Raw genomic sequence first — 20,842 nt, forward strand, 5'->3', positions numbered from 1 at the left:
ATAGATTCAATCTATTATCTAAGTAGTGCTTTTGGATGTGGGGCTGTAGCTCAGCTGGGAGAGCGTACGGCTGGCAGCCGTAAGGTCAGGGGTTCGATCCCCCTCAGCTCCACCAAAGCAAAATCAAGCCACTGTGATCACAGGGGCTTTTTTTATTTTCAGACCCAAGTCTTTTAGATTTGGTCAATTTTTATATCACTCAACTTTCGGAGTTGGCCATTTTACATGGGGTCAGGCTTTCTTTATGGCACTTTTTACCTGTCTGGTCATGAAATAATGATAAAAAGCACCATAAAAAAAGCCTGACCCCGTCCATTAAAGCGTTATATAAATTCTTTGATCGTGTATAAAAAATGAATCAAAGGGGTTAAAAAGGTTTTGGTCATATCCTGGAACTCCAGCCCAATGAAGACTTGGCCCTGCTCCTTTCTAACATTTCGAACACATGCCATGGCACCTATTTCATCAGAAACGCCGGGAAACCGGCAGTAAAGTCTTAAAAAATCCCCTTCTCTCAATGCTATTTTTTTTGTATTATCCCGATATTTAAATCGACATCCATTTTTATTGATATCGTTCACAAGCACGTCAAACCCGGTCTTATTGATTTCTATCCTGCCGGGAATCACAACATTATTCCGTTTCGCAACCCTTAACTCTCTTTGTTGAACCCCTTTGGGAAAATGGATAACCAGGGCACTGATGGGGGTGGTGATCATTTCTATCACGCTGGTTTGAAAGGCATATATGGATCCATCATACAGGTATTTGACCACCATTTTCCTGCCGGGAAACAACTTGTCTTTAATCGCGTTATCTCCCTTAGGCGGGGTAATGATCATGAATTCATCGGTGAGCATACCAACAAAGATACTGGTGACAGAAAACCGCCCTTCTTCTGTTTCCAGATAAACTTTAGTGCCAATATCAATATACCGGCTCTCAAATGTATCGAGTTCTAAAATTCTGTCTAATGCCCCCATTTAACGTCTCTATTCAACCGTCTGTTTCAAGTATGCGCTAGGGTTTTTCAAAACTCACAACAAACACATGGCTGTTCCCTCTCCTGAACAGATGCTGAACCAGATCGCCTTTCTTTATTTTTTGCAAATATTGCTGATATGTTTCAAGGCTGACGATTTTATGATGGTTCACTTCCATGAGCAGGTCTCCCTGACGGACCATTGTTTTTGATGCCAGACTGTTGGCTTCGATGTCCATCACAATAAGGCCTTTGATATTTTCAGGATACCCCAGTTTTCCGGCCATGTCTGAATCCAGCTGTTTTAGTTTGAACCCAAAAGGATCATACCCATCAATTATTTCCATTGTCTCAGGGTCTTGATCCGGCCGCTTGCCAAGTTTAACTTTTACCATTTTTTCTTTACCGTCCCGGATCAGTTTGACCTTAACCGTTTCCCCCACTGATGAGCTGGCAATGGTTAATGTCAAATCCCGGGAGGATTCAATTTTTTTATCATTGATCAGAATGATGACATCTCCCACCATAATCCCGGCATTATCTGCAGGATCACCCTCATACACTTTGGCAACAAATACGCCCTGGGTTTCTTTAATACCGTAATATTCTGCCAGCTGTTCCGTTACATTTTGAATGGCCACCCCCATCCATCCCCGGGAGACCGTTTTCTGCTCTGTCAGTTGATCAATCACACCGGTGGCCAGATCCGAAGGAATGGCAAACCCGATTCCCTGGCCGGATCTGATGATGGCGGTATTGATGCCAATGACTTCACCCGCAAGGTTCAGCAACGGACCACCGGAATTACCGGGGTTAATAGAGGCATCGGTCTGAATAAAATCATCATAGGGACCGGAACCGATGATTCTGCCTTTTGCGCTGACAATCCCTGCGGTTACGGTCTGCTCAAGCCCGAACGGACTGCCGATGGCCACCACCCATGCCCCAACATCTGTTTTTGAAGAACTGCCGAAGTGTAAGGGCATCAAATTTTTTGCCTCAATTTTAATCAATGCCAGATCCGTCATGGGATCCGTTCCGATGAGGGTCGCATCATATTCCGCCTTATCATGCAGGATAACCTTGATTTGATCTGCACCGGCAATCACATGGTTGTTGGTGACAATATACCCGTCTTTGCTGATAATAAAACCAGATCCCAGGCTGCTTTCCTTTCTGTTTTGGGGCCTTTGATTGAAAAAAGGCGCAAAAAAATCTTCGAAAGAATCTCTGTTCCCGCCAAAGGGCTGGCCAAAAAAGTGTTTATACACCCTTCCACCACCTTCAATATTTTTTACCGTCTGAATGTTTACAACACCCGGTTTTGCCTGTTTGGCAAGCTCAGCAAAACTTGCCGGTACCATTTTGACAGGTACGTCACTGGTTTTTGCCATCACCGGAAAAGCCAGCAGGCTAAATATTATCACACCGATCAAAAGTTTATGTATCTGTTTCATCCTACCCTCCCTTAAATAATTAACACCCATGTTACTGACGCTAAATAGTGCCTAACCTAAAATTCCGTTTTTGGGTGAAAAGTTGCCCATATGCAAGGCGCAAGAAATTTTGAAACCGGAGTGTACTATAGTACATGAGGCCCGATCCTATATAATTAGGCAAAATTTTGCAGCAACGCAGCAGATGGGTAAGTTTTCGCCCAAACACTAACTAATCGTAAGAATAACACACAAACATGACAATTAAATGACCTCAATATTACAAGTTGGTAATGTCATTACAAACACGGCACCTTTGCCCTGGCGGCCGGACACATAAATATTGCCGTTGTGCTGCCGGACGATGGTCCGGGCAAGGCTCAGACCCAGCCCTGTTCCGGCACTGGTTCTGGAGGACTCGGCCCTGTAGAACCGTTCAAATATTTTCTCAACATATTCCGGTGCAATCCCAATGCCCGTGTCCTCAATTTTGATGACGGCCTGATGATCCTTTAACGCGGCAATAACCCGTATCCGACCCTTCTCCGGTGTATATTTGATGGCATTGTCCAACAGATTGGAAAATGCCCTTTGCAGCATTTTAATATCGGCAACACAATAGATCTGATCCTGGATAATTTGATCAAAAGCAATCTGTTTATCTTCGGCAAGGGGGGCAAACAGCTCACATGCGTCCCGGATCATTGTGGAAAGATTGGTTTTTTTAAATTTAAAATCCCCTCCTCCTGCTTCAGCCTTTGAGATCACCAGCATGGTATTGATCATATCCAGAACACGGTCTGATTCTTCAATGGTATTGGCGGCCATGGACCGATAGTTTTCCATACTTTCTTCATGAACAAGGGCCAGTTCGGCAAATCCCCGGATTCGTGCAATGGGCGTTTTTAAATCATGGGCAATATTATCACTCATTTCCCGAATGCTTTTTACCAGCGCCCCTATTCTATCCAGCATTGAGTTGAATGTATTTGCCAGATGATCCAGCTCATCCTTGTTGCCGGTTCCAGCCACCCGGGCGTCAAGGTTGCTGCCGGTAATCGTTTGAGCGGTGCTGGCGATGGTCTTCACACCGGACAAGGTTTTTCGAACCAGCAACCAGCCGGAAATGGCGGAGAAAATAATAATAAACCCCATGGCCCCCACAAACACCTTTTTAAACGCCGTTAAAAACCTGGCAGAGGACTCCATGGCAATGCCGGTTTGTAAAATGACATTGGTGGCAACATAACTATAGAGAATCCTGGCTCGTTTCCGGGTTGACGGAATGAGAATGGTTTCAAACAGGTTATTTTTGTTGAGGATCAGCTGTCTCAGCGCAGACTGGCGGACATGGGCATCTTTCCAATAAGACATGTGAGAAGAGGCAAACACTTCACCGGTGGGATAGACAAGTCTGAAAAACATCAGTTTTTCTCCTGCTGTCTGGGCTTCCACCACCGCCAGTTCCCTTGCCCCCATCAATCCGTTTCGGTGAATAACAGCAGAGAATTTAGCAGCATTGTCCAGGAGTTCCTGGTCAATCTGCGTCTGAAGCGTTTGAGAGGCCAAAAAATAAAACAAAACAAAGGCAACACTGGAACAGATGGTAAAAATGCCAGTGAACCACAGGGTTAATCTAAAGGCGATGGTATGGATCATTTTATTTTTCATTAACTCAACTTTCGGAGTGGGTCATTTTTACATGGGGTCAGGCTTGTGTTATTGTCTCAACTTTCGGGGTTGACCATTTTTACATGGGGTCAGGCTTTCTTTATGGCACTTTTTACCCATCTGGTTATGAAATAGTGATAAAAAGCACAATAAAAAAAGCCTGACCCCGTCGATTAAAGCTAAAGTCCGAAAGTTGAGTCATTAAACTTTCAGCACATACCCCGCCCCCCGAACCGTATGAATCAATTTGGGCTCAAATCCTTTATCAATCTTGTCTCTCAGCCTGCAAATCCTGGCTTCAACAACATTGGTCATGGGATCAAAATTATAATTCCAGACATGTTCCATGATCATGGTTTTTGAAACCACCCGTTCCCTGTTCCGCAGCAGATACTCCAGAAGTGAAAATTCAAGGGGCTGCACTTCTATGAGCTGGTCATCTCTTTTGACCTGGCGTTTCAGGATATCAATGCTTAAATCCGCATAGGCGAGCATCACGGGATCCGTAACATTTCCGGCCCGCCGGATAAGGGCCTGTATCCTTGCCAGCAGTTCTGAAAACGCAAACGGTTTGGTCAGGTAATCATCTGCCCCTGCCTGAAGGCCTTTTACCCGGTCATCCACCCGGTCCCTGGCACTCAATATTATAACAGGGGTATTCTTTCGCTCCTGCCGGATTTTTTTAATTAAGGAAATGCCGTCCATTTCCGGCAGCATGATATCCACAATCATTACATCATAGGGGTCTTGCAGCGCCCTTTCAAGCCCCTGGTTTCCCGTTGGGGCATGATCAACAGCAAACCCCGATGATTTAAGCCCTTTTTGAATAAATTGGGCAATCTTTATATCATCTTCAACAACCAGAACCCTCATAATGCCCCCTGTTCTTTTTTCTCCCGATACACCGACCTTACCCATTTAAAACCTACCGGCATTATAAGATATTGGCAACACAAATCAAAGGATTTATAAATGGATTTGATTTTTTGAAGCCAACACGGTAGACTTGCCCCTGATTTTAGCTTTATGAAACAGGATAAAAGGAAAATGTAGTTTTATGAAATATACGTGGTGGCTGCTTCAGATTTTCATGACGCTGGTCTCAATTTTTTTTCTGGTCTTTGGCATTGATCTTTTCGTTGGTGCCTATTCTTTAAAGGATCCTTTCAGCTTTATAATGACATTTTTTGCCGCAAACTTTGTCATATTGATCAGCTTAACCCTGATGGTTACTTTTTTAATTAAAATGATCCGGGTCTATCGGCATATGAACAATCAAACCAATAAAGATGCATCATGAGTCATATTTTCAGCCTGAAAAATATTTCAAAAACCTATGGAGATGACACCCTTTTTCAGGAATTGTCCATTGATTTTAAATTAAATGAACAGCTTGGACTGATCGGAATGAATGGCTCGGGCAAATCCACGTTGTTAAAGCTCATTGCCGGTCAAATCCAGCCGGACACGGGTGAGGTGATGACCAAATCGGGCTTGCGGTTTATCTATCTGCCCCAGGAAGATCAATTTGATCCGGATCTCACCGTGGAACAAATTTTGTACGACAGTATAAACGCCATTTCCCTGGATGATAAAGAGCGCCATAAACGGGTGCAAAGCGCATTGGGCAAAGGGGGGTTTACCGATACAACCCTATTGTCAAACAACTTGTCCGGCGGATGGAAAAAGAGACTGGCCATTACCCGGGCCCTGTGTGGCAAACCCGACATTCTTTTGTTGGACGAGCCGACCAATCACCTTGATATCAATGGTATTTTATGGCTGGAAGACATTTTAACGACTGCCCGGTTTTCATTTATTGTGATCAGTCATGATCGGACCTTTCTTGAAAATACCTGTTTAAATATCATGGAAATCGGCAGGTATTACGCGCCCGGATATTTTAAAATAAACGGTAAATATAAAAAATTTGAACAAGAGAGACAAAAATTTTTAACTGCCCAACAGAAAAAACAGGCCTCTTTATCCAGCAAAATGAGACGGGAGGATGAATGGCTCAAACAAGGGGCAAAAGCCAGAAGTACCAAGGCGAAATACCGCATTGAGCAGGCCCGGGAACTCAAAATGGAACTGATGGCACTGAAAAGCCGAACGCAAACCACTGCCACGGTAAATATTGACTTTCATGCCACCGGCAGACAGACCAAAGCCCTTTTACGCGCCTATAACCTCAAGAAAACCATCAATGGGAAACCCTTGTTTTCTAACATTACCTTTGAGATCGGCCCTGGTTTCTGCCTGGGGATCGTTGGAGAAAACGGCAGTGGCAAGTCGACGTTTTTATCCATACTCGAAAAAAAGATCCTGCCGGACGAGGGCAAGATCGAATGGGCACAAGATTTAAAAATTGCCGTATTTGATCAAACCCGTTCAACATTAAATCTTCAATCCACCTTGAAACAGGCCCTTAACCCGGGCGGTGGCGACAGTGTCAATTATAAAGGCCGGTCCATCCATATCGTTACCTGGGCAAAACGGTTTCTGTTTATGCCGGACCAACTGGATATGCCGGTAAAAAGCCTTTCCGGCGGTGAAAAAGCAAGAATTATCATTGCCAATATCATGTTGACCCCTTGTGATATCCTTCTGCTGGATGAGCCCACCAATGATCTTGATATTTTGTCCCTGGAAGTCCTTGAAGACAGTATACGGCAATTTCCCGGCGCCGTGATCATCGTGTCCCATGACCGTTACCTGATGGACGCGGTCTGCCACCGGATTTTATATTTTGATCCTGTTGCAGAAGCCAAATTTTTCAAAGACGTTCAGCAGATCATGACCTATCGCAGCACCCTCAGGGAAAAACCGAAAAAAGTCCAGCAGACAAAAGAAAAAAAACAAGCGACCCCCATGGGGTTTTCCTATAATGATAAATACGAGTTAGACCATATCGAAGAAAAAATCCTGGCAGCAGAAGAGGAGGTGGATGGCCTGACCATGAAAATTCAAGATCCAGACATTATCCGTCAACCTGAACGAATGGGCCACTATTGTTCTCTGCTCAAACAGACCCAGGAACAGGTGCAGACCCTTTATGACCGGTGGGAGGTGCTGGAAGCAAAAAAGCAAAGTGCAGGCAGTTGAAACACTTGACCAAAACGGGGTCAGGCTTGTGTTATTGCACTTTTGACCACAACCCGAACGCTCAGGGGTCCAAACGTGCCAAAGTATCAATAACGCAAGCCTGACCCCGTAACCATGAAATTATGTTGCGATTTTTAAAATTTACAGGTAAGTTTTATACACTTTTTTAACTCAACTTTCGGAGTTGGTCATTTTTACATGGGGTCAGGCTTTCCTTATGGCACTTTTTAACCGTCTGGTTATGAAATAGTGATAAAAAGCATGGAGCCTGATAAAAGATTCAGCCTCCAATAAAAAAAGCCTGACCCCGTTGATTAAAGCTAAAGTCCGAAAGTTGAGTTCTTAACAATTGAACAGGATATCAATGATGAATGTTAAATCACTTGTATGGTTCATTGGTTTATTGGTTTTTTCTTCTGCGTATGCAACTGCCCAGGAGATGACAGGAGAAATGCTGGCCCAACAAATCTTTGACCGGGACAGAGGGAAAAATTCCGTTTCATCCGCACAAATGGTGCTTATCAGTAAAAATGGGCATAAACGGACCCGTCAGTTTACAACGATACGGTTGTTGGAGGGAAATCTTGAGCGGCAGATCATCCGGTTCACAACACCTGCCGATATAGACGGCACAGGCTTTTTAACCATTGAAAAACCGGGATGGGAAACCGAACAATTCCTGTATCTGCCCGGCCTGAAAAGAACCCGGAGAATTGTCAGTTCCCAGAAATCCAGCCGGTTTGTCAACAGTGACTTCACCTATGAAGATATGGAACGTCATCCTGTGGACGATTACACCTATCAAATTACCGGAAGTGAACAAGTGAATCATTTAGACTGTTATGTTTTGGAAAGCCGTCCCAAGAAAGGAACAGAGTCCCAGTACAGTTTAATTGTAAGCCGGGTTGAAAAGCAGTCCCGTGTAGCGGTATCTGCCGAATATTTTGATCAAAAGGGAAGGCATATCAAAACATACAAGGTGCTCAAACTGGATCGGGTTCAGGAATTCTGGACAGAATTAACCGTGAGCATGGAAGACCATAAAAAGGGTCATAAAACCTATTTAAATATTGATAATATACGGTATAATGGTGACATTGATAAAAATATGATCAATAGAAAAAGTCTTGAAAATTACTAATATGTCTCGTTTATTGCTTCATTTCATTGTTACTGCCCAAAAATCATGTGGTGTCCTTTTATTTGCCGTTCTTCTCATCTCCCTGGTGATGTCAACAACGTCTTTTGCTGGTGAATCAACCATAAAACCGGTTTTCCTCCTCTCTGAAAACACGGAACCCTCGTCAAACAAAGCCCCTGCTATATCATTTGATGATACAATACCGGATGATCTTTTCAGTCCCGCTGAACCTGCTCCAGAAGCCTCTGATCTTGACCTGTCAGGTGCGCTGCACATGAGAACCACCTTTCAAACCCAACAGGATACGGCAGTCGAAAATAACATCAGCCTGAGAAACAGACTCATTTTAGAAAGTAAATACAAAAACATGCTCACCGTATCCGCTATTTCCGACTATATATTCTTTGGAAGTGAGGATAAAACAGATGATTATGACCTCGATCTTTGGGAAGCCAAATGGCAATATACGGATCATCATTTTGGCGTTTCCATTGGCCGGCAGATCATCCGCTGGGGAAAAACAGACCAGATAAGCCCTGTTGACACCCTGAATCCCCAGGATATGCGAGAATTTATCCTCCCTGAATATGAAGACCAGAAAATCCCCGTCTGGATGGCGGACCTTAGTTTCTTTTTTGACAAGTTTACGCTGGAAGGGGTTTTTATTCCCATTTTCGAAGAATCAAAAATTGATTACTTTCAAACCAACTGGTCGGTATTCGGACATATAAAAAAAGAAATAGACCGTACTGCCCTTCCCCAGGCCTTGAAAACCTACTTTAATGACCTGCAGGTGCATGAAAAAGATCCGGAAACAGACGCTGAATTCGGCCTGAGACTGACCACCACCATCGGCGCTGCAGATCTTGGACTGACCTTTCACAGAACAAACGAGGATACGCCTTATTTTAAAAGCTTTCCCGTAAAAAACATCCGGGTAGATGGTAGTTTTTCACCGGAAAACCTGGCCTCAGTATTGGGCGGTGCCATTCCAACCAATGAAAGTATTGAAGTTGAATATAAAAGAACCACTATCGCCGGTTTTGAATTTGAAACCACGCTTGGGGATTTTGGGATAAGGGGGGAAGCGGCCTGGCAGGAAAATGAATCTTTCCTGACATCCTCACTGACCTCCATAAGAACCCCCACGGTCATTTATATCATCGGATCTGACTATACAACCCGGGGAGATGTATACCTTAACCTGCAGTTTGTTCACAAACATATTGCCGATTACACGCCTGAAATCCTGTATTTTGATCGGAACACGTATACCTTTCTGGGAGAAATCAGCCGGAATATTATTTCAGACTGGCTGGAAGCCAGCCTGGAATTTTCAAAGACCATGAACACCAATGAATGGTACCTCTCCCCACAGTTCAAATACACCTACATCACCAACCTTGAATGCCGTATTGGCGCCGGTCTGTTCGCAGGAGACACGGATACATGGCTGGGACGGTTTAAAGATAACGATCTGCTGTTTTTTAATATTTCATACCAATTTTAAACGACTATACAATACCCAGATCAATGGCCTTTATAACCTGTTTTGCCTCTTCAAATTCCCCATCTTTTTCAATGGCCTTTTGAAAAAACCGTTTTGCCGCTGTAGCGTCTTTCATATCCAGGTAGAGCCGTCCAATATTATAATAGATATAGGGTTCATCCGGATGGACCTTTAAGGCCTTTTTGTACTGGTTTAATGCGGTTTGTGAATCTCCTTTTTTTCGATACAGCACCCCAAGGGTATTAAATACATTTAAAGAGGTTGTACCCGATTCAAGCAGTTCATTGAGAACCCCTTCTGCAGCGCCGATTTTATCCGTATCCATATATATTTCAGCGGCCAGGTGCATCACCTCTTCTGCCTTTGCAAAATCCCCCATGAGCCGATATACCCGTCCCATTTCTTCATATGCTTTGGCAAAAAGCCGGTCCAGCCGGGTGGCCATGGAAAACGCCTCAATGGCTTCCAGATGTTTTCCCTGAGCTGTTTTAATGTACCCGATATTAAAATAGTATTCTGGATTTTCTTTTTGACTGATCAGTGCGGTAAAGACCTCTATAGCCTTATCATATTCCTTCTCCTGTATGAATCGAAGTCCGGCATCAAATGTTTCCCGGGCCTTCTGGATCACCGGTGAAACAATATTTTCAAGGGCAGACTGTATCTTGCTGCGCATTTTTTTTTCATCAAACGGTATCACAAAAAGGCCGGTTACGCCGGTCTGTCCGGCCTTCATGACTTTCATTTTTGTAAACGCCTTGTCAGTCAGAAAAAAGGGAATATCAGCAAAGCTGTCTTCCTGGCGGATAATTTTAAGCAATGCAAGACCGGACATTTCTTTCATTTCATAGGCGGCAATGACACAATCAATCTGCCTGTTTTTTAAAATTCCCCAGGCACTGCCGCCGCCATTGGCCGGCAACACCTGATCAAACCCAAATGTACTGACAATGGTTTCCAACTGGGATAATGTGGTTTTGTCATCGTCAACTAACAGAATCTGCTGCTTCTCCATCCAACACCCTATAACCTGTCTAAATATGGTTTTATCTTTTTGCTCCCGGAATTTGTCTCCAAACAAACCCGATCACTATATGCTTTTTTAAGTTGATACACAATCTTTGGATCATAGGTATTGGAAAATTGATAGATGAAAAACCGTAAAGACGTGTCTGCGTATTTGCCCATGAGGGCCGCCATTTCATGGCAGCAGATGTCTCGATTGACTGTTGGGGCAAACGCGATGTGATCAAGGAACAGCTCGCCCCAGGTATTGGAAATCAGGAACTCCGCCTTATGGATATGCGATGCAGTATAGAACAATAAAATCATCATCTTTGACCAGGATGCATCCCGTTCATACCCTTTATCTGACAACGGCTTTAATGGCTGAAATGCCATATATAATGCATCCGCGTCCAGGGGGCGGTCACTGGATGCCAACAGCGGCGAATCCCCTTGAAAATTCAAAGATGCCGTCTGTCTTCGGTAGAGCTGATTTTCTAAAATCCATCCCAAGACCCCCAGGAAGTGGGGATGTTGATAAAGCCCATGGACACGTTGACCGTCTTTTGTCTGAACGTCCAGGTCCCATGCCCTTGTTTTTTTTATCATATCCAGGCACGCGACAGGGCTTCGTTTTAAATAGGTTGAACACTCAGGGATTTTGTTGGCACTTTTTCGCAACCGTTCCCGTGTTTTATTTTTTAACAGGACCCAGTTTTTTTTTTCAGGCCCGGTTTCCAGCCGATGATGGATATTGCCGGTTTTCTTAATGGCGTGATTCACCATTTGGGCCAACCGCTGAATACAGGTTTTTTCCAAGAGCAATTTTTCCGACTCAGCCCAGTTTGAATGGGATAACAGCTTTGTCACCTGGTGCTTATTCAAATTCCAGGTGCGGATATATCGATCCAGCAACAACGATTTTGGGGTATTTTTATCCGGCATTTTTACATTGGGATACCCGCATAATCTTAAAAAAATGGCATTCTTTATCAGGTTAATGCCGTTGGGGTCTTCAACCGCATGAAATTCGAGAATCTGGTCAAAAAGCGCTTTATAGGGATCAACCCCATAATCATCAATCCCGGCTGTTGAATACCCCTGTTTTATCTTTTCACACAATAAAACAGGGGGTAATATCCGGCTGAACCCATAACAATAAATCATTGTGGCTTTGATAAGGGCCTTAATCGGATCGGATCTGGATTTGGAAATATGCCACAAAAGACCTTTTAGCACCTCTTCAACGGGGATGGCGCTTATCTGTCCCAGATCGATCAAATCATCGTACATGGATAAGATCTGTGCGGTAATGCCGTCTGCATTTAATGCGGCATGGGTTGACAGTTCCGCCAATGTCGGTAAAACAGACCAGACAGGGATTTTACCGGCAATCATTAAAAATGTTCTGTAAAATTCTTCCTTTAAAAATATCTTTGGTGCAGTAAACGTCTCCTCACCCTTAAACGGGGCATAACAATTATGTTTAATGTCCCTTTGATCCATTATAAAAAAGGTGACTTCCTGATCATAGGCTTCCCTGCAGTATCTTGACAGGCTATCCAGTTTTTTTTCAAAGCGACCATAGCGGTCTTTGGAAAATTTCTTTTTATCGATGATCACCCAGTAATCAAAATCCGACCCCCGGGACTGGGTAAAGGTGCCGATGCTGCCAATATGATAGAATCCAAGAATGGCCGGGGTATCGATGTGATTATCGTCAATCACCGTTTTGGGAAAAAGGTTGTTTTTCATCCCCTCTTTATAAAACCCTGTTTTTTCGAAGTTCCAGATTCCATGGGCACAAACCCCAGTGCCGGTAAAACCGGGGTATCCCGATGAATTGATGTGCAACAGAAACGGTATTTTTATAAAAAGTTCTAATTTCTTTCCGGTCAAATGGCGAACAGCCTCCCTCATCCGGACCATGTTATAATTGGAGAAGGCAGATCGGTTGTTCTCAACCTGCGTTTTCAAATCAATCAATATGTTTTTTGCCGTATCGATACCCATACCTTTGTGGTAATACAAACCCATTGAAAAGAGCAAAAAAAAAGGCTATTATTTTCTCAACTTTTGGTCTTTAGCTTTAATGGACGACTCCGAAAGTTGCGTTATTATAGTGTCGAATACAAGGGTTTTTCAAGTTTTGTTTTTATTGTGGAGAGATAATGACCGATGATACAGCCCCCCATGCCGGTATTGATCTGGATTTGATCGATTTATCCAAAGCTGGAACCCCCTCTTTTTTTCAAAGTCATTTCAATTTGAACAAAGACAAAATAGATTACAAAGCCTTTGTTAAAAGCATTTCAGAAAAAATGCTTGAAAACGAGTCTTTTTTATCCTTTTCAGCCCAGATCAAAGATGTGAATAATATTTTGAAAATGAAGTACGCTTCTACCCGGGACATAGCCGATGTTATTTCAATGGATGGGGCCCTGACAACCCAGTTGTTGAAACTTGTCAATTCTTCATTTTATGATCAGGTCCCACACAAAACAATGGCAACAATTTCAGAAGCCATGATCATCCTGGGCACAGAAGAAATAAAACTGGCAGCAACCACGCTTAAAATTTATGCCCTCTTACAGGAGATGGCAAACATTAAGACCTTAAAGGCCAAAACACACAAAGCCCTGCAACGAAGCATCATTGCCCGTCAAATTGCCTTGGACAACGGTATCAAAGATGCCGAAACCATTCAAATCAGTACCATGCTGTATGATTTTGGTGAATATCTGGTGGCCTTATTTTCACCGGAGGTCTATATCCGTATCGAATTGTGCGCAGAGGAAAACAACCTGTCCAGGGAACAGGCATCCAAATCCATCATTGGCCAGTCCTACAGCGCCCTGGGACGATTTGTCGTATCAAAATGGAACCTGCCCGCAGCTATCCTGAATGCCATGAAACCAATCACAGATTTTAAGGGTGTCAGCGACAGACTGACCATTGAGGAACGCCAGCGGATTATTTGTTCGTTTTCAAATGAGCTGTGCTATATTGATTTGTCCCTGGGAGGGGACCATGCCCGAAAAAAAATAGAGGAGATCACGGAAAATTACAAAAATTTTCTTAACATCCCACCATCAAAATCCCTCGACCTCTTAAAATACGGGGACACTTTACTTATCTTTTTTTAATATTCGGGGACACTTTTAATATTCGGGGACACTTTACTTATCTTTCTTTTTAGGCCCGGGTTTTTCAGGTTTGAGTTTTCGATCCAAGAGGAGCTCAATTCTATCAATAAAAGAATCGACTCCTAATGGCCGCCCGGTTCGTTCATGTTTCCTGAACACTTCTATTTCAGAGGTATGAACATCAATAGGATTGGTAGTCTTCATCGCTGAAAAATATCTGCTGGCGCCTGTTTCCCCGCTGCGTTACATGATGGGGAATTCCCGGCGCGACTGCTCTTGCGATTCGGGCCATACTGAGAATGAATCAGATATTCTGGCTTTTGTCAATAATTATGTAAAGTGTCCCCAGATTAAAAGCAGATTACAGATTAGCGGAGTAAGCTAATTCCAATCCGATCAATATGATCGATCAAATCTTTATTTGAAATCGATTCATAATGAACAATATCAACATGATAAGGGATTAACAATTTTTGGTTAAAACTGGTTTTTAATCCGGCAACCAACTCAAAGGAAATATTCTTTCCTTTTATCGCAAGATCTATATCAGATCCTTTTTTAAAATTTCCTTTTGCCCGGGATCCAAAAATGATGATATCACACACTTCGCTGTGATTTGACATTTCCGACAGGATCATTTTAATGATATGTTTTTCTATGCCAAACATTATTCTTTTAATAAAAACGCGTAGACCTGTTCAATGGCCTGATAATATTTTCCACAAATCATTTGAACCGCTTTGGTAAAAATTTCATCACTATAGGTATGTGCCATCAAATTTCTTTGTTCCAGCATTTCAAGCCAGGTTTCTCCATCCTCAATTATTTCGTATTCAAAGGCTTTCTTAATAACCTCCCTTGGATATTTTACATCCACATTTTTAGCTTCAAGAAAATCCTTGAGTGTTTTCCAGGCTAACTCAAACGTATATTCAAATCTCTGAACCATTCCTTCTTTTTCCAGGACAGAGAGTTTGTCAACAACTAAGACAGCATCCGAAAATTGCTGATAGGCTTTTTTAAAATTCTTAAACCGCTGCTTCCAACGAATATCTTCCATATTTGATGGACTCCTTTGGTTTATTAGGGGGACACTTTTATTAGGGGGACACTTTACTTATCTTTCTTTTTAGGCCCGGGTTTTTCAGGTTTGAGTTTTCGATCCAAGAGGAGCTCAATTCTATCAATAAAAGAATCGACTCCTAATGGCCGCCCGGTTCGTTCATGTTTCCTAAACACTTCTATTTCAGACGCATGGACATCAAGATCTAAAAAATTTTCCCAGGGTTTATTTACCAGTTCCAGCAATGGTTTTGTTTTCACAAGGATATTATCCTTGCCGTTCAGATGCGGACCAGCACTGCTCCAACACCACTCCTCAGGTCTTTTAACCAAACCAGCCCGGACTGGATTTAATTCTATATATTTTGCACATGAGAACAAATACTTTTCGTCCATGATAAAGGATGAAAATCTCCCCTGCCATAAATGACCACGCCATCCTTCCCGGAAATTGATTCGTCTTGTATAGCGTCTGTGGGCTTCACCTATCGCAAGGTTCAATCCATCCTTTGTTTCAGGCACAGCAATTAGATGAATGTGATTTGGCATAAGGCAATAACACCAGATTTCAACTTGATGTTTCATGCACCATTCTGACATCAACTCCAAATAGGATTGGTAGTCTTCATCGTTGAAAAATGTCTGCTGGCGCCTGTTTCCCCGCTGCGTTACATGATGGGGAATTCCCGGCGCGACTGCTCTTGCGATTCGGGCCATACTGAGAATGAATCAGATATTCTGGCTTTTGTCAATAATTAAATAAGGTGTCCCCGAATAAAATCACATGCCCCAGACCATAATATCCCGGCCTTTGTAATTTCTTTTTTCCGAAAAAATTTTTTCATCCCAGGAAATATCATCACCCCTATTGAATATTACAAGATGACCGTCCGAACTGCCACACCTTTCCATATACCTGGCTGTCTGCGCAAGACCCTGCTCAATGGTCTTTTCAAGGCTTTTATATAAAATCTTAAGTTCTATGATGGTTTTTTGAATATCACGATTCCCTTTGTTCCAGATCACAAGCAGATCGGTACGCATCCTGCCAAGGCCATATTCACGCTCAATTCTTCCCCCGGAATTTACTATCCTTTGAAGAAAAGCCTGGAGCAAAAGCTGAGGACCGGCCTCTTTATAGCTGAACCGTTCAATCCAGTGCTCGGAATGCTCCCTGAAAAATTCCTGAAACTCAATCAAAAGCTTATTCGTATCAAGGCTGCCATCCGCTTTTACATACCAGAGAGTTTCAAAACTCATCATTTCCTGGGTTGTCGCCACCAGCATACGAGGTATAATCTCAGTATATATTGGATTACTGATTGCCACATGGGGTTTCCGCCGGATAAGACCCAGATCATACACATAGTCCAGATCATCAACTGAGATATTTGATGCCCCGGGCATACCCATGAGAACCGGTTCCACAACACTTCGCACCCGCTCCTCTTTCAGTTTGTCTGCAAGCTGGTCAAGATGGGTTTCCCTCCTGAGAATAAGCGACTCCTTTGCCTGGGTTATCATATCCTCAGCGATAGGGGTTGACCGGTCCCTACCCTCTTTTAATTTAAAACAGACCTCATAGGCTAAGGCAGATACAAGCCAGGGCTGCCCCAAAGTATACGCCCAGATACGGTCCACTGCAGCTCTGGTAAACGTCTGCCCGGTCTCGTTTGTATGCTGAGTCAAAAGAGATTCAACCTCATTCTTAGTAAAATCTCCAAGTCTTAATGACTCAGCCTTTATATTAAATGCACTGCCCCCTGTTATCACTGATTTATCTTTGTCTGAATGGATCCTGTAATCCCTGACATCCCTGACACCGCAGAGAATAATGGATTGGGGAAAATTTGCCGGCCGCTTGTCATACCCTGATCTTATCTGCCTTAAAACCGAAATCAACGTATCCCCCACAAGGGAATCAATCTCATCGATTATCAAAACGACTGGCCTGGAGCTGTTTGCTGCCCATAAACTTAAAATTTCATTTAATGCTGAAAACGCATTATTCGTTTCAAACACCCGAGGTCGTATTTTGTCTATGAAATCATCATTTAAAATATTTATAGCTCTGGAACTTAGATCTGCTACGATTGTATGAATTCCAGCTACAACATCTTCCCTTACTGCCTGGGCAGCTTCCACATTCATATATAGCGCATGATATTTACCCGCTTGGTTAAGGTGCTCCATCAAGGCAAGCATACAGGTTGTTTTTCCTGTCTGCCGGGGTGCATGAAGGACAAAATACTTTTCCTGGTCAATGAGCATTAAAATATCATCAAGATCAAACCGCTCAAGCGGAGGAATCGTATAATGCTTTTTGCTTTTACAAGGCCCGGCCGTATTAAAAAAACGCATGAGTATATCCAAACAACTAAACGGTTGACTTAATATATCAAACTTATGAAAAATTGAGTTTTTATGCAAGTTTTATTGATGGATAGCAGCAATTCTCAGCCCCATACGGTTTTGAATTTTAGAACGTCTGGTTTACATGATGGGGAATTCCCGGCGCTACTTGCCCTTGCTTTTCGTCCCACATTAAAAAGGAATCAAATCCTATAGCTGTCGTCGATAATTGAGTACGGTCCCCCGAATTGAAATGAAAACAATAATTGACTTTACCCATAGATGTAATTACAATAGTTACATCTTCAATTAACACTAATTTTAGGAAAATTAATCATGGAAAAACAAATCCGTACAAGGGATATTAAACTTATCCCTATTGGAAATTCCAAGGGAGTTCGCATCCCCAAAACACTCCTTCAAAAATATGGTTTTCACAACTCTCTTTTGCTTGAAGAAACAGACAAAGGACTGCTGCTTAGGAAGAAAGACGATAATAAACTTTCCTGGGAAGATACCTATAAAGCAATGGCCAATGAGAAAGAAGAGTGGGGCAATTTTGACAACGTACTTCTTGACGGACTAGAAGATGAAGACTTTGAATATTAAAAGGTATGCAATATATTTTGCTGACCTCAATCCCACAATAGGAAGCGAAATTAAAAAACCGCGTCCTGTTGTCATCATCAGCCAGGATGAAATGAACACACATTTAGAAACGGTTGTTGTATGCCCTTTAACCTCAAAACTTCACCCACAATGGAGAACCCGTCTCCAGATCACCTGTGCAAATAAAAAGGCTGAAATCGCAGTGGATCAAATACGCACCATTAGCAAACAGAGATTGAAAAAGAAACTCGACACCCTGTCAAACACCACCGCCGCTCAATTAAGAAAGCTTATAACGGATATGTATGGAGAATAAACTTTTCTTCAAGGGCTATCCAACACCGTCACAATTAAGTAAGATGTTTCCCGAATTGGAATTGAACCGAATTAAAATTAAAAGATTATAGCTGTCGTCAATAATTGGGTAAGGTGTTTCCCAAATTATATGATTAAATATTTGACATTTATAATCAATAGTTTTATTTATACTTAAAACTATTTTATTTCTAATACCAAGCAGCAACACCTAAACTAAAGTGGGTATCTGTGATAAGAGATTACATAAAACGAGAAGGCTACATCAATAAAATAGCGCCATTTATAAATAAGGACATCATTAAAATACTGGTGGGTCAAAGGCGGGTCGGAAAAAGTTATATGCTTTTCCAACTCATTGATCACATCAAAAATATTGATGAACGTCACCATATTATTTATATAAATAAAGAGATGCATGATTTTGAATTCATTAAGAATGCTGTCGAGTTACTTGATTATATCCATAAAAAAACGGATAAAAAACGTAACAACTATGTTTTCATAGATGAAATCCAGGAAATTCAGAACTTTGAACGAGCAGTTCGCAGCCTTCTGGCTGAAGGTGGATATGATATATATTGTACAGGAAGTAATGCAAATCTTCTTTCCAGCGAAATAGCGACACACCTTGCCGGAAGATATTTGGAATTTGAAATATTCTGCTTGTCTTACGATGAATTTTTAATTTTTCACAAACTTGAAGACAGTCATAATGCTCTGTTAAAATACATTAAATATGGTGGACTTCCCTTTCTTATACATCTCAAACTTGAAGATCATATAATTTATGACTATTTAAACAATATTTATAAAACAATTTTGTATAAAGACATTATAGCCAGGCATAGTGTACGCAATACTGCTTTCCTTGAACGATTGGTTGAGTATCTTGCAGATAACACTGGAAGCTTGGTTTCAGCAAAGAAAATCAGTGATTTTTTAAAATCACAAAAAATCAATATTTCTCCCAATGTTGTGTTGAATTATCTTTCATATCTTTCAAATGCTTTTTTCATTTTTAAAGTTCAAAGAGCTGATATTCAAGGGAAAAAAATATTTGAAATCGGAGAAAAATACTATTTTGAAGATATAGGGCTTCGACATGCCGTAAGAGGATATCACCAGAACGATATTAATAAAATCCTTGAGAATTTAGTCTTCCTTCATCTCAAAATATCAGGATATTCAGTTCACACCGGCAAACTTAAAGACAAGGAAATTGATTTTGTCTGCACCAGAGGAGATGAAAAGCTCTACGTCCAGGTTGTATATCGCATAACAGATCAAAAAGTTCATGCAAGGGAATTTGGCAATTTATCCATGATCAGGGATAATCATCCAAAGATTGTTGTATCAATGGATGAAATGATGGGGCAAGGATACAAGGGTATTAAACATTTACACATAAGACAATTTCTATCCCAAGACAGAACATAAACTTCAAATCTCCAAATACCCTTCCCGGCCGGTTTCCCTCAAACCAAACAGATATAATTCCATATATCTGTTACAGGCTAATAAATCCCTTAATAATTAGGTAAGGTGTCCCCGGAATAAAAGAGGTGTCCCCGGAATAAAATTATTCTTTGATAATAAATTCTTCCAGTTTTTCAAACAGCGAATCCGGCCATTGTTCGGCATGCAAAAAAAGGTCTTTTTCTTCTTCGGTCAGGCTTTCTTTAATACTGGGCGGTAAACTGTCATAGGACATCTGTCGTTCTTTATCGATTTTCTTTTTAGCGTTCATTTTGTGTTCCTTTAGGATTCTTTTGGTCTTCATTTAATGGTCATTTTTAAGCACACAGCCTTGAAATCAAATAAGTCACTGCGGTTTCAACCCGCAGGATTCTGGGTCCGATGTGACAGGATAAAAACCCCTGTTTTTCCAATGTGTCCACTTCAATATCAATAAACCCCCCTTCGGGTCCGATCACAAGGATTGTCTCCCTGTCTACACTTGAAGGACAAAGGGTTGACGTTTTCGGATGGGCGGTGATACACAACCGGTCCGTTGACATCATTGGCAGTTCTTCGGTGACAAACCGGGTAAAAAACCGCCGTTGGTAAATTTGGGGCAATATTGTATCCCGGCTTTGTTCCAGACCCAGGACCATCTGATCTCTCAGATGATCCGCATTCAGCCAGGGGCTTTGCCAGAAACTTTTTTCCACTCGCCATGAATTGATCAGATAAATCTGCTTCACCCCCAGGCTGGTGACACTCTCAATGATCCGTTTGAGCATTTTCGGTCTGGGAAGGGCCAAAACAAGGATTAACGGCAAGGGCTTTGGCGGATCCGTATCCAGACGAACAGTCATTTCAAGGGAATCATCTGATATCCGGGTAATCCGCCCCGTACCGATTCGATCATTTAAAAGGCCGCACACCAACTGATCACGATCCTTGATCTTGTTGACGGACATCAAATGCTCAAACCGCCTGCCCGTGATAACCACACGGTCCGGGTCGATAAAATCCTTTGTTTCCAAAAGCACCAGGTTCATA

21 protein-coding genes, 1 tRNA gene and 1 pseudogene are annotated in these 20,842 nt (G+C 42.2%); 9 read left to right on the forward strand and 14 right to left on the reverse strand.

All coding sequences use genetic code 11. From position 1 onward, the window contains the following. Window positions 1-39 precede the first annotated feature (39 nt). Window positions 40-115, forward strand: a tRNA-Ala gene (locus tag Q1Q15_RS08625). 208 nt (window positions 116-323) lie between these two features. On the opposite strand, the gene Q1Q15_RS08630 is transcribed toward Q1Q15_RS08625, so the two are convergent. From Q1Q15_RS08630 to Q1Q15_RS08645, 4 genes are all read right to left on the reverse strand, one after another. Then, window positions 324-983: a flagellar brake protein gene (locus tag Q1Q15_RS08630; protein WP_300458530.1), complete on the reverse strand. Its 660-nt coding sequence runs from the start codon at window positions 981-983 to the stop codon at window positions 324-326. Window positions 984-1,020: 37 nt separating this feature from the next. Continuing rightward, window positions 1,021-2,439, reverse strand: a complete 1,419-nt coding sequence (locus Q1Q15_RS08635) for a Do family serine endopeptidase (protein WP_300458531.1) — start codon at window positions 2,437-2,439, stop codon at window positions 1,021-1,023. A gap of 243 nt (window positions 2,440-2,682) precedes the next feature. Continuing rightward, window positions 2,683-4,089, reverse strand: a complete 1,407-nt coding sequence (locus Q1Q15_RS08640; protein WP_300458534.1) for an ATP-binding protein — start codon at window positions 4,087-4,089, stop codon at window positions 2,683-2,685. 201 nt (window positions 4,090-4,290) lie between these two features. Beyond that, the gene (locus Q1Q15_RS08645; RefSeq protein WP_300458537.1) at window positions 4,291-4,962 is read right to left on the reverse strand and encodes a response regulator transcription factor; all 672 of its coding nucleotides are present in this window, start codon (window positions 4,960-4,962) and stop codon (window positions 4,291-4,293) included. Between the two features lie 184 nt (window positions 4,963-5,146). Between Q1Q15_RS08645 and Q1Q15_RS08650 the strand changes: the two genes are divergently transcribed. The 4 genes from Q1Q15_RS08650 to Q1Q15_RS08665 all read left to right on the forward strand — a co-directional run bounded on the left by Q1Q15_RS08650 (window position 5,147) and on the right by Q1Q15_RS08665 (window position 9,845). Next, the gene (locus Q1Q15_RS08650) at window positions 5,147-5,389 is read left to right on the forward strand and encodes a hypothetical protein (RefSeq protein ID WP_300458539.1); all 243 of its coding nucleotides are present in this window, start codon (window positions 5,147-5,149) and stop codon (window positions 5,387-5,389) included. Further along, a complete protein-coding gene (locus Q1Q15_RS08655; protein WP_300458540.1) occupies window positions 5,386-7,194 on the forward strand; it encodes an ABC-F family ATP-binding cassette domain-containing protein in 1,809 nt (602 codons plus the stop codon). The genes Q1Q15_RS08650 and Q1Q15_RS08655 overlap by 4 nt, the downstream gene beginning before the upstream one ends. 364 nt (window positions 7,195-7,558) lie before the next feature. Continuing rightward, window positions 7,559-8,335 (forward strand): outer membrane lipoprotein-sorting protein, encoded by a 777-nt coding sequence (locus Q1Q15_RS08660; RefSeq protein ID WP_300458542.1) that lies wholly within the window; start codon window positions 7,559-7,561, stop codon window positions 8,333-8,335. Window position 8,336: 1 nt separating this feature from the next. Continuing rightward, entirely contained in the window at window positions 8,337-9,845 is a 1,509-nt protein-coding gene (locus tag Q1Q15_RS08665) for a DUF1302 family protein (protein WP_300458543.1), read from the forward strand. A gap of 4 nt (window positions 9,846-9,849) precedes the next feature. Here Q1Q15_RS08665 and Q1Q15_RS08670 read toward each other — a convergent pair whose 3' ends face one another. Continuing rightward, window positions 9,850-10,860 (reverse strand): tetratricopeptide repeat protein, encoded by a 1,011-nt coding sequence (locus Q1Q15_RS08670; protein WP_300458544.1) that lies wholly within the window; start codon window positions 10,858-10,860, stop codon window positions 9,850-9,852. Between the two features lie 8 nt (window positions 10,861-10,868). Then, window positions 10,869-12,887 carry a class I adenylate cyclase gene (locus Q1Q15_RS08675; protein WP_363320909.1) on the reverse strand — a complete coding sequence of 673 codons (2,019 nt, stop codon included), beginning with the start codon at window positions 12,885-12,887 and terminating at the stop codon, window positions 10,869-10,871. A 134-nt stretch (window positions 12,888-13,021) separates the two neighbouring features. On the opposite strand from Q1Q15_RS08675, the gene Q1Q15_RS08680 reads away from it, so the two are divergent. Continuing rightward, entirely contained in the window at window positions 13,022-13,996 is a 975-nt protein-coding gene (locus tag Q1Q15_RS08680) for an HDOD domain-containing protein (RefSeq protein ID WP_300458546.1), read from the forward strand. Window positions 13,997-14,029: 33 nt separating this feature from the next. On the opposite strand, the gene Q1Q15_RS08685 is transcribed toward Q1Q15_RS08680, so the two are convergent. The 6 genes and pseudogenes from Q1Q15_RS08685 to Q1Q15_RS08705 form a co-directional block, all read right to left on the reverse strand. Beyond that, complete coding sequence (locus tag Q1Q15_RS08685; protein ID WP_300458547.1) at window positions 14,030-14,200, reverse strand: hypothetical protein; 171 nt, start codon at window positions 14,198-14,200, stop codon at window positions 14,030-14,032. 164 nt (window positions 14,201-14,364) lie between these two features. Beyond that, window positions 14,365-14,664 (reverse strand): nucleotidyltransferase domain-containing protein, encoded by a 300-nt coding sequence (locus tag Q1Q15_RS25485; RefSeq protein ID WP_363320910.1) that lies wholly within the window; start codon window positions 14,662-14,664, stop codon window positions 14,365-14,367. Then, complete coding sequence (locus Q1Q15_RS08690; RefSeq protein WP_300458548.1) at window positions 14,664-15,056, reverse strand: HI0074 family nucleotidyltransferase substrate-binding subunit; 393 nt, start codon at window positions 15,054-15,056, stop codon at window positions 14,664-14,666. Before Q1Q15_RS08690 ends, Q1Q15_RS25485 begins: the two co-directional genes overlap by 1 nt. A gap of 53 nt (window positions 15,057-15,109) precedes the next feature. After that, a complete protein-coding gene (locus Q1Q15_RS08695; protein WP_300458628.1) occupies window positions 15,110-15,319 on the reverse strand; it encodes a hypothetical protein in 210 nt (69 codons plus the stop codon). 105 nt (window positions 15,320-15,424) lie between these two features. Then, window positions 15,425-15,775, reverse strand: a pseudogene (locus Q1Q15_RS08700) (transposase); the annotation flags it as partial. 63 nt (window positions 15,776-15,838) lie between these two features. After that, window positions 15,839-17,419, reverse strand: a complete 1,581-nt coding sequence (locus Q1Q15_RS08705; protein ID WP_300458549.1) for an ATP-binding protein — start codon at window positions 17,417-17,419, stop codon at window positions 15,839-15,841. A gap of 327 nt (window positions 17,420-17,746) precedes the next feature. Between Q1Q15_RS08705 and Q1Q15_RS08710 the strand changes: the two genes are divergently transcribed. The 3 genes from Q1Q15_RS08710 to Q1Q15_RS08720 all read left to right on the forward strand — a co-directional run bounded on the left by Q1Q15_RS08710 (window position 17,747) and on the right by Q1Q15_RS08720 (window position 19,774). Continuing rightward, window positions 17,747-18,019: an AbrB/MazE/SpoVT family DNA-binding domain-containing protein gene (locus Q1Q15_RS08710; RefSeq protein ID WP_300458551.1), complete on the forward strand. Its 273-nt coding sequence runs from the start codon at window positions 17,747-17,749 to the stop codon at window positions 18,017-18,019. Next, window positions 18,000-18,335: a type II toxin-antitoxin system PemK/MazF family toxin gene (locus Q1Q15_RS08715; protein ID WP_300458553.1), complete on the forward strand. Its 336-nt coding sequence runs from the start codon at window positions 18,000-18,002 to the stop codon at window positions 18,333-18,335. Before Q1Q15_RS08710 ends, Q1Q15_RS08715 begins: the two co-directional genes overlap by 20 nt. A 230-nt stretch (window positions 18,336-18,565) precedes the next feature. Further along, window positions 18,566-19,774: an ATP-binding protein gene (locus Q1Q15_RS08720; RefSeq protein ID WP_300458555.1), complete on the forward strand. Its 1,209-nt coding sequence runs from the start codon at window positions 18,566-18,568 to the stop codon at window positions 19,772-19,774. Between the two features lie 142 nt (window positions 19,775-19,916). Here Q1Q15_RS08720 and Q1Q15_RS08725 read toward each other — a convergent pair whose 3' ends face one another. Together Q1Q15_RS08725 and Q1Q15_RS08730 are read right to left on the reverse strand one after the other, a co-directional pair. Beyond that, window positions 19,917-20,084: a hypothetical protein gene (locus tag Q1Q15_RS08725; protein ID WP_300458558.1), complete on the reverse strand. Its 168-nt coding sequence runs from the start codon at window positions 20,082-20,084 to the stop codon at window positions 19,917-19,919. A 46-nt stretch (window positions 20,085-20,130) separates the two neighbouring features. Beyond that, window positions 20,131-20,841: a 16S rRNA (uracil(1498)-N(3))-methyltransferase gene (locus tag Q1Q15_RS08730; protein ID WP_300458560.1), complete on the reverse strand. Its 711-nt coding sequence runs from the start codon at window positions 20,839-20,841 to the stop codon at window positions 20,131-20,133. Between the last annotated feature and the right edge of the window lies 1 nt (window position 20,842).

Source organism: Desulfobacula sp. (genome assembly GCF_030145145.1).
Lineage (GTDB): Bacteria > Desulfobacterota > Desulfobacteria > Desulfobacterales > Desulfobacteraceae > Desulfobacula.

Coding starts and splice junctions, on each gene's coding strand:
- Q1Q15_RS08630 (WP_300458530.1), bottom strand. CDS start 983: ATGGGGGCATTAGACAGAATTTTAGAACTCGATACATTTGAGAGCCGG.
- Q1Q15_RS08635 (WP_300458531.1), bottom strand. CDS start 2,439: ATGAAACAGATACATAAACTTTTGATCGGTGTGATAATATTTAGCCTG.
- Q1Q15_RS08640 (WP_300458534.1), bottom strand. CDS start 4,089: ATGAAAAATAAAATGATCCATACCATCGCCTTTAGATTAACCCTGTGG.
- Q1Q15_RS08645 (WP_300458537.1), bottom strand. CDS start 4,962: ATGAGGGTTCTGGTTGTTGAAGATGATATAAAGATTGCCCAATTTATT.
- Q1Q15_RS08650 (WP_300458539.1), top strand. CDS start 5,147: ATGAAATATACGTGGTGGCTGCTTCAGATTTTCATGACGCTGGTCTCA.
- Q1Q15_RS08655 (WP_300458540.1), top strand. CDS start 5,386: ATGAGTCATATTTTCAGCCTGAAAAATATTTCAAAAACCTATGGAGAT.
- Q1Q15_RS08660 (WP_300458542.1), top strand. CDS start 7,559: ATGATGAATGTTAAATCACTTGTATGGTTCATTGGTTTATTGGTTTTT.
- Q1Q15_RS08665 (WP_300458543.1), top strand. CDS start 8,337: ATGTCTCGTTTATTGCTTCATTTCATTGTTACTGCCCAAAAATCATGT.
- Q1Q15_RS08670 (WP_300458544.1), bottom strand. CDS start 10,860: ATGGAGAAGCAGCAGATTCTGTTAGTTGACGATGACAAAACCACATTA.
- Q1Q15_RS08675 (WP_363320909.1), bottom strand. CDS start 12,887: ATGGGTTTGTATTACCACAAAGGTATGGGTATCGATACGGCAAAAAAC.
- Q1Q15_RS08680 (WP_300458546.1), top strand. CDS start 13,022: ATGACCGATGATACAGCCCCCCATGCCGGTATTGATCTGGATTTGATC.
- Q1Q15_RS08685 (WP_300458547.1), bottom strand. CDS start 14,200: ATGAAGACTACCAATCCTATTGATGTTCATACCTCTGAAATAGAAGTG.
- Q1Q15_RS25485 (WP_363320910.1), bottom strand. CDS start 14,664: ATGTTTGGCATAGAAAAACATATCATTAAAATGATCCTGTCGGAAATG.
- Q1Q15_RS08690 (WP_300458548.1), bottom strand. CDS start 15,056: ATGGAAGATATTCGTTGGAAGCAGCGGTTTAAGAATTTTAAAAAAGCC.
- Q1Q15_RS08705 (WP_300458549.1), bottom strand. CDS start 17,419: ATGCGTTTTTTTAATACGGCCGGGCCTTGTAAAAGCAAAAAGCATTAT.
- Q1Q15_RS08710 (WP_300458551.1), top strand. CDS start 17,747: ATGGAAAAACAAATCCGTACAAGGGATATTAAACTTATCCCTATTGGA.
- Q1Q15_RS08715 (WP_300458553.1), top strand. CDS start 18,000: ATGAAGACTTTGAATATTAAAAGGTATGCAATATATTTTGCTGACCTC.
- Q1Q15_RS08725 (WP_300458558.1), bottom strand. CDS start 20,084: ATGAACGCTAAAAAGAAAATCGATAAAGAACGACAGATGTCCTATGAC.
- Q1Q15_RS08730 (WP_300458560.1), bottom strand. CDS start 20,841: ATGAACCTGGTGCTTTTGGAAACAAAGGATTTTATCGACCCGGACCGT.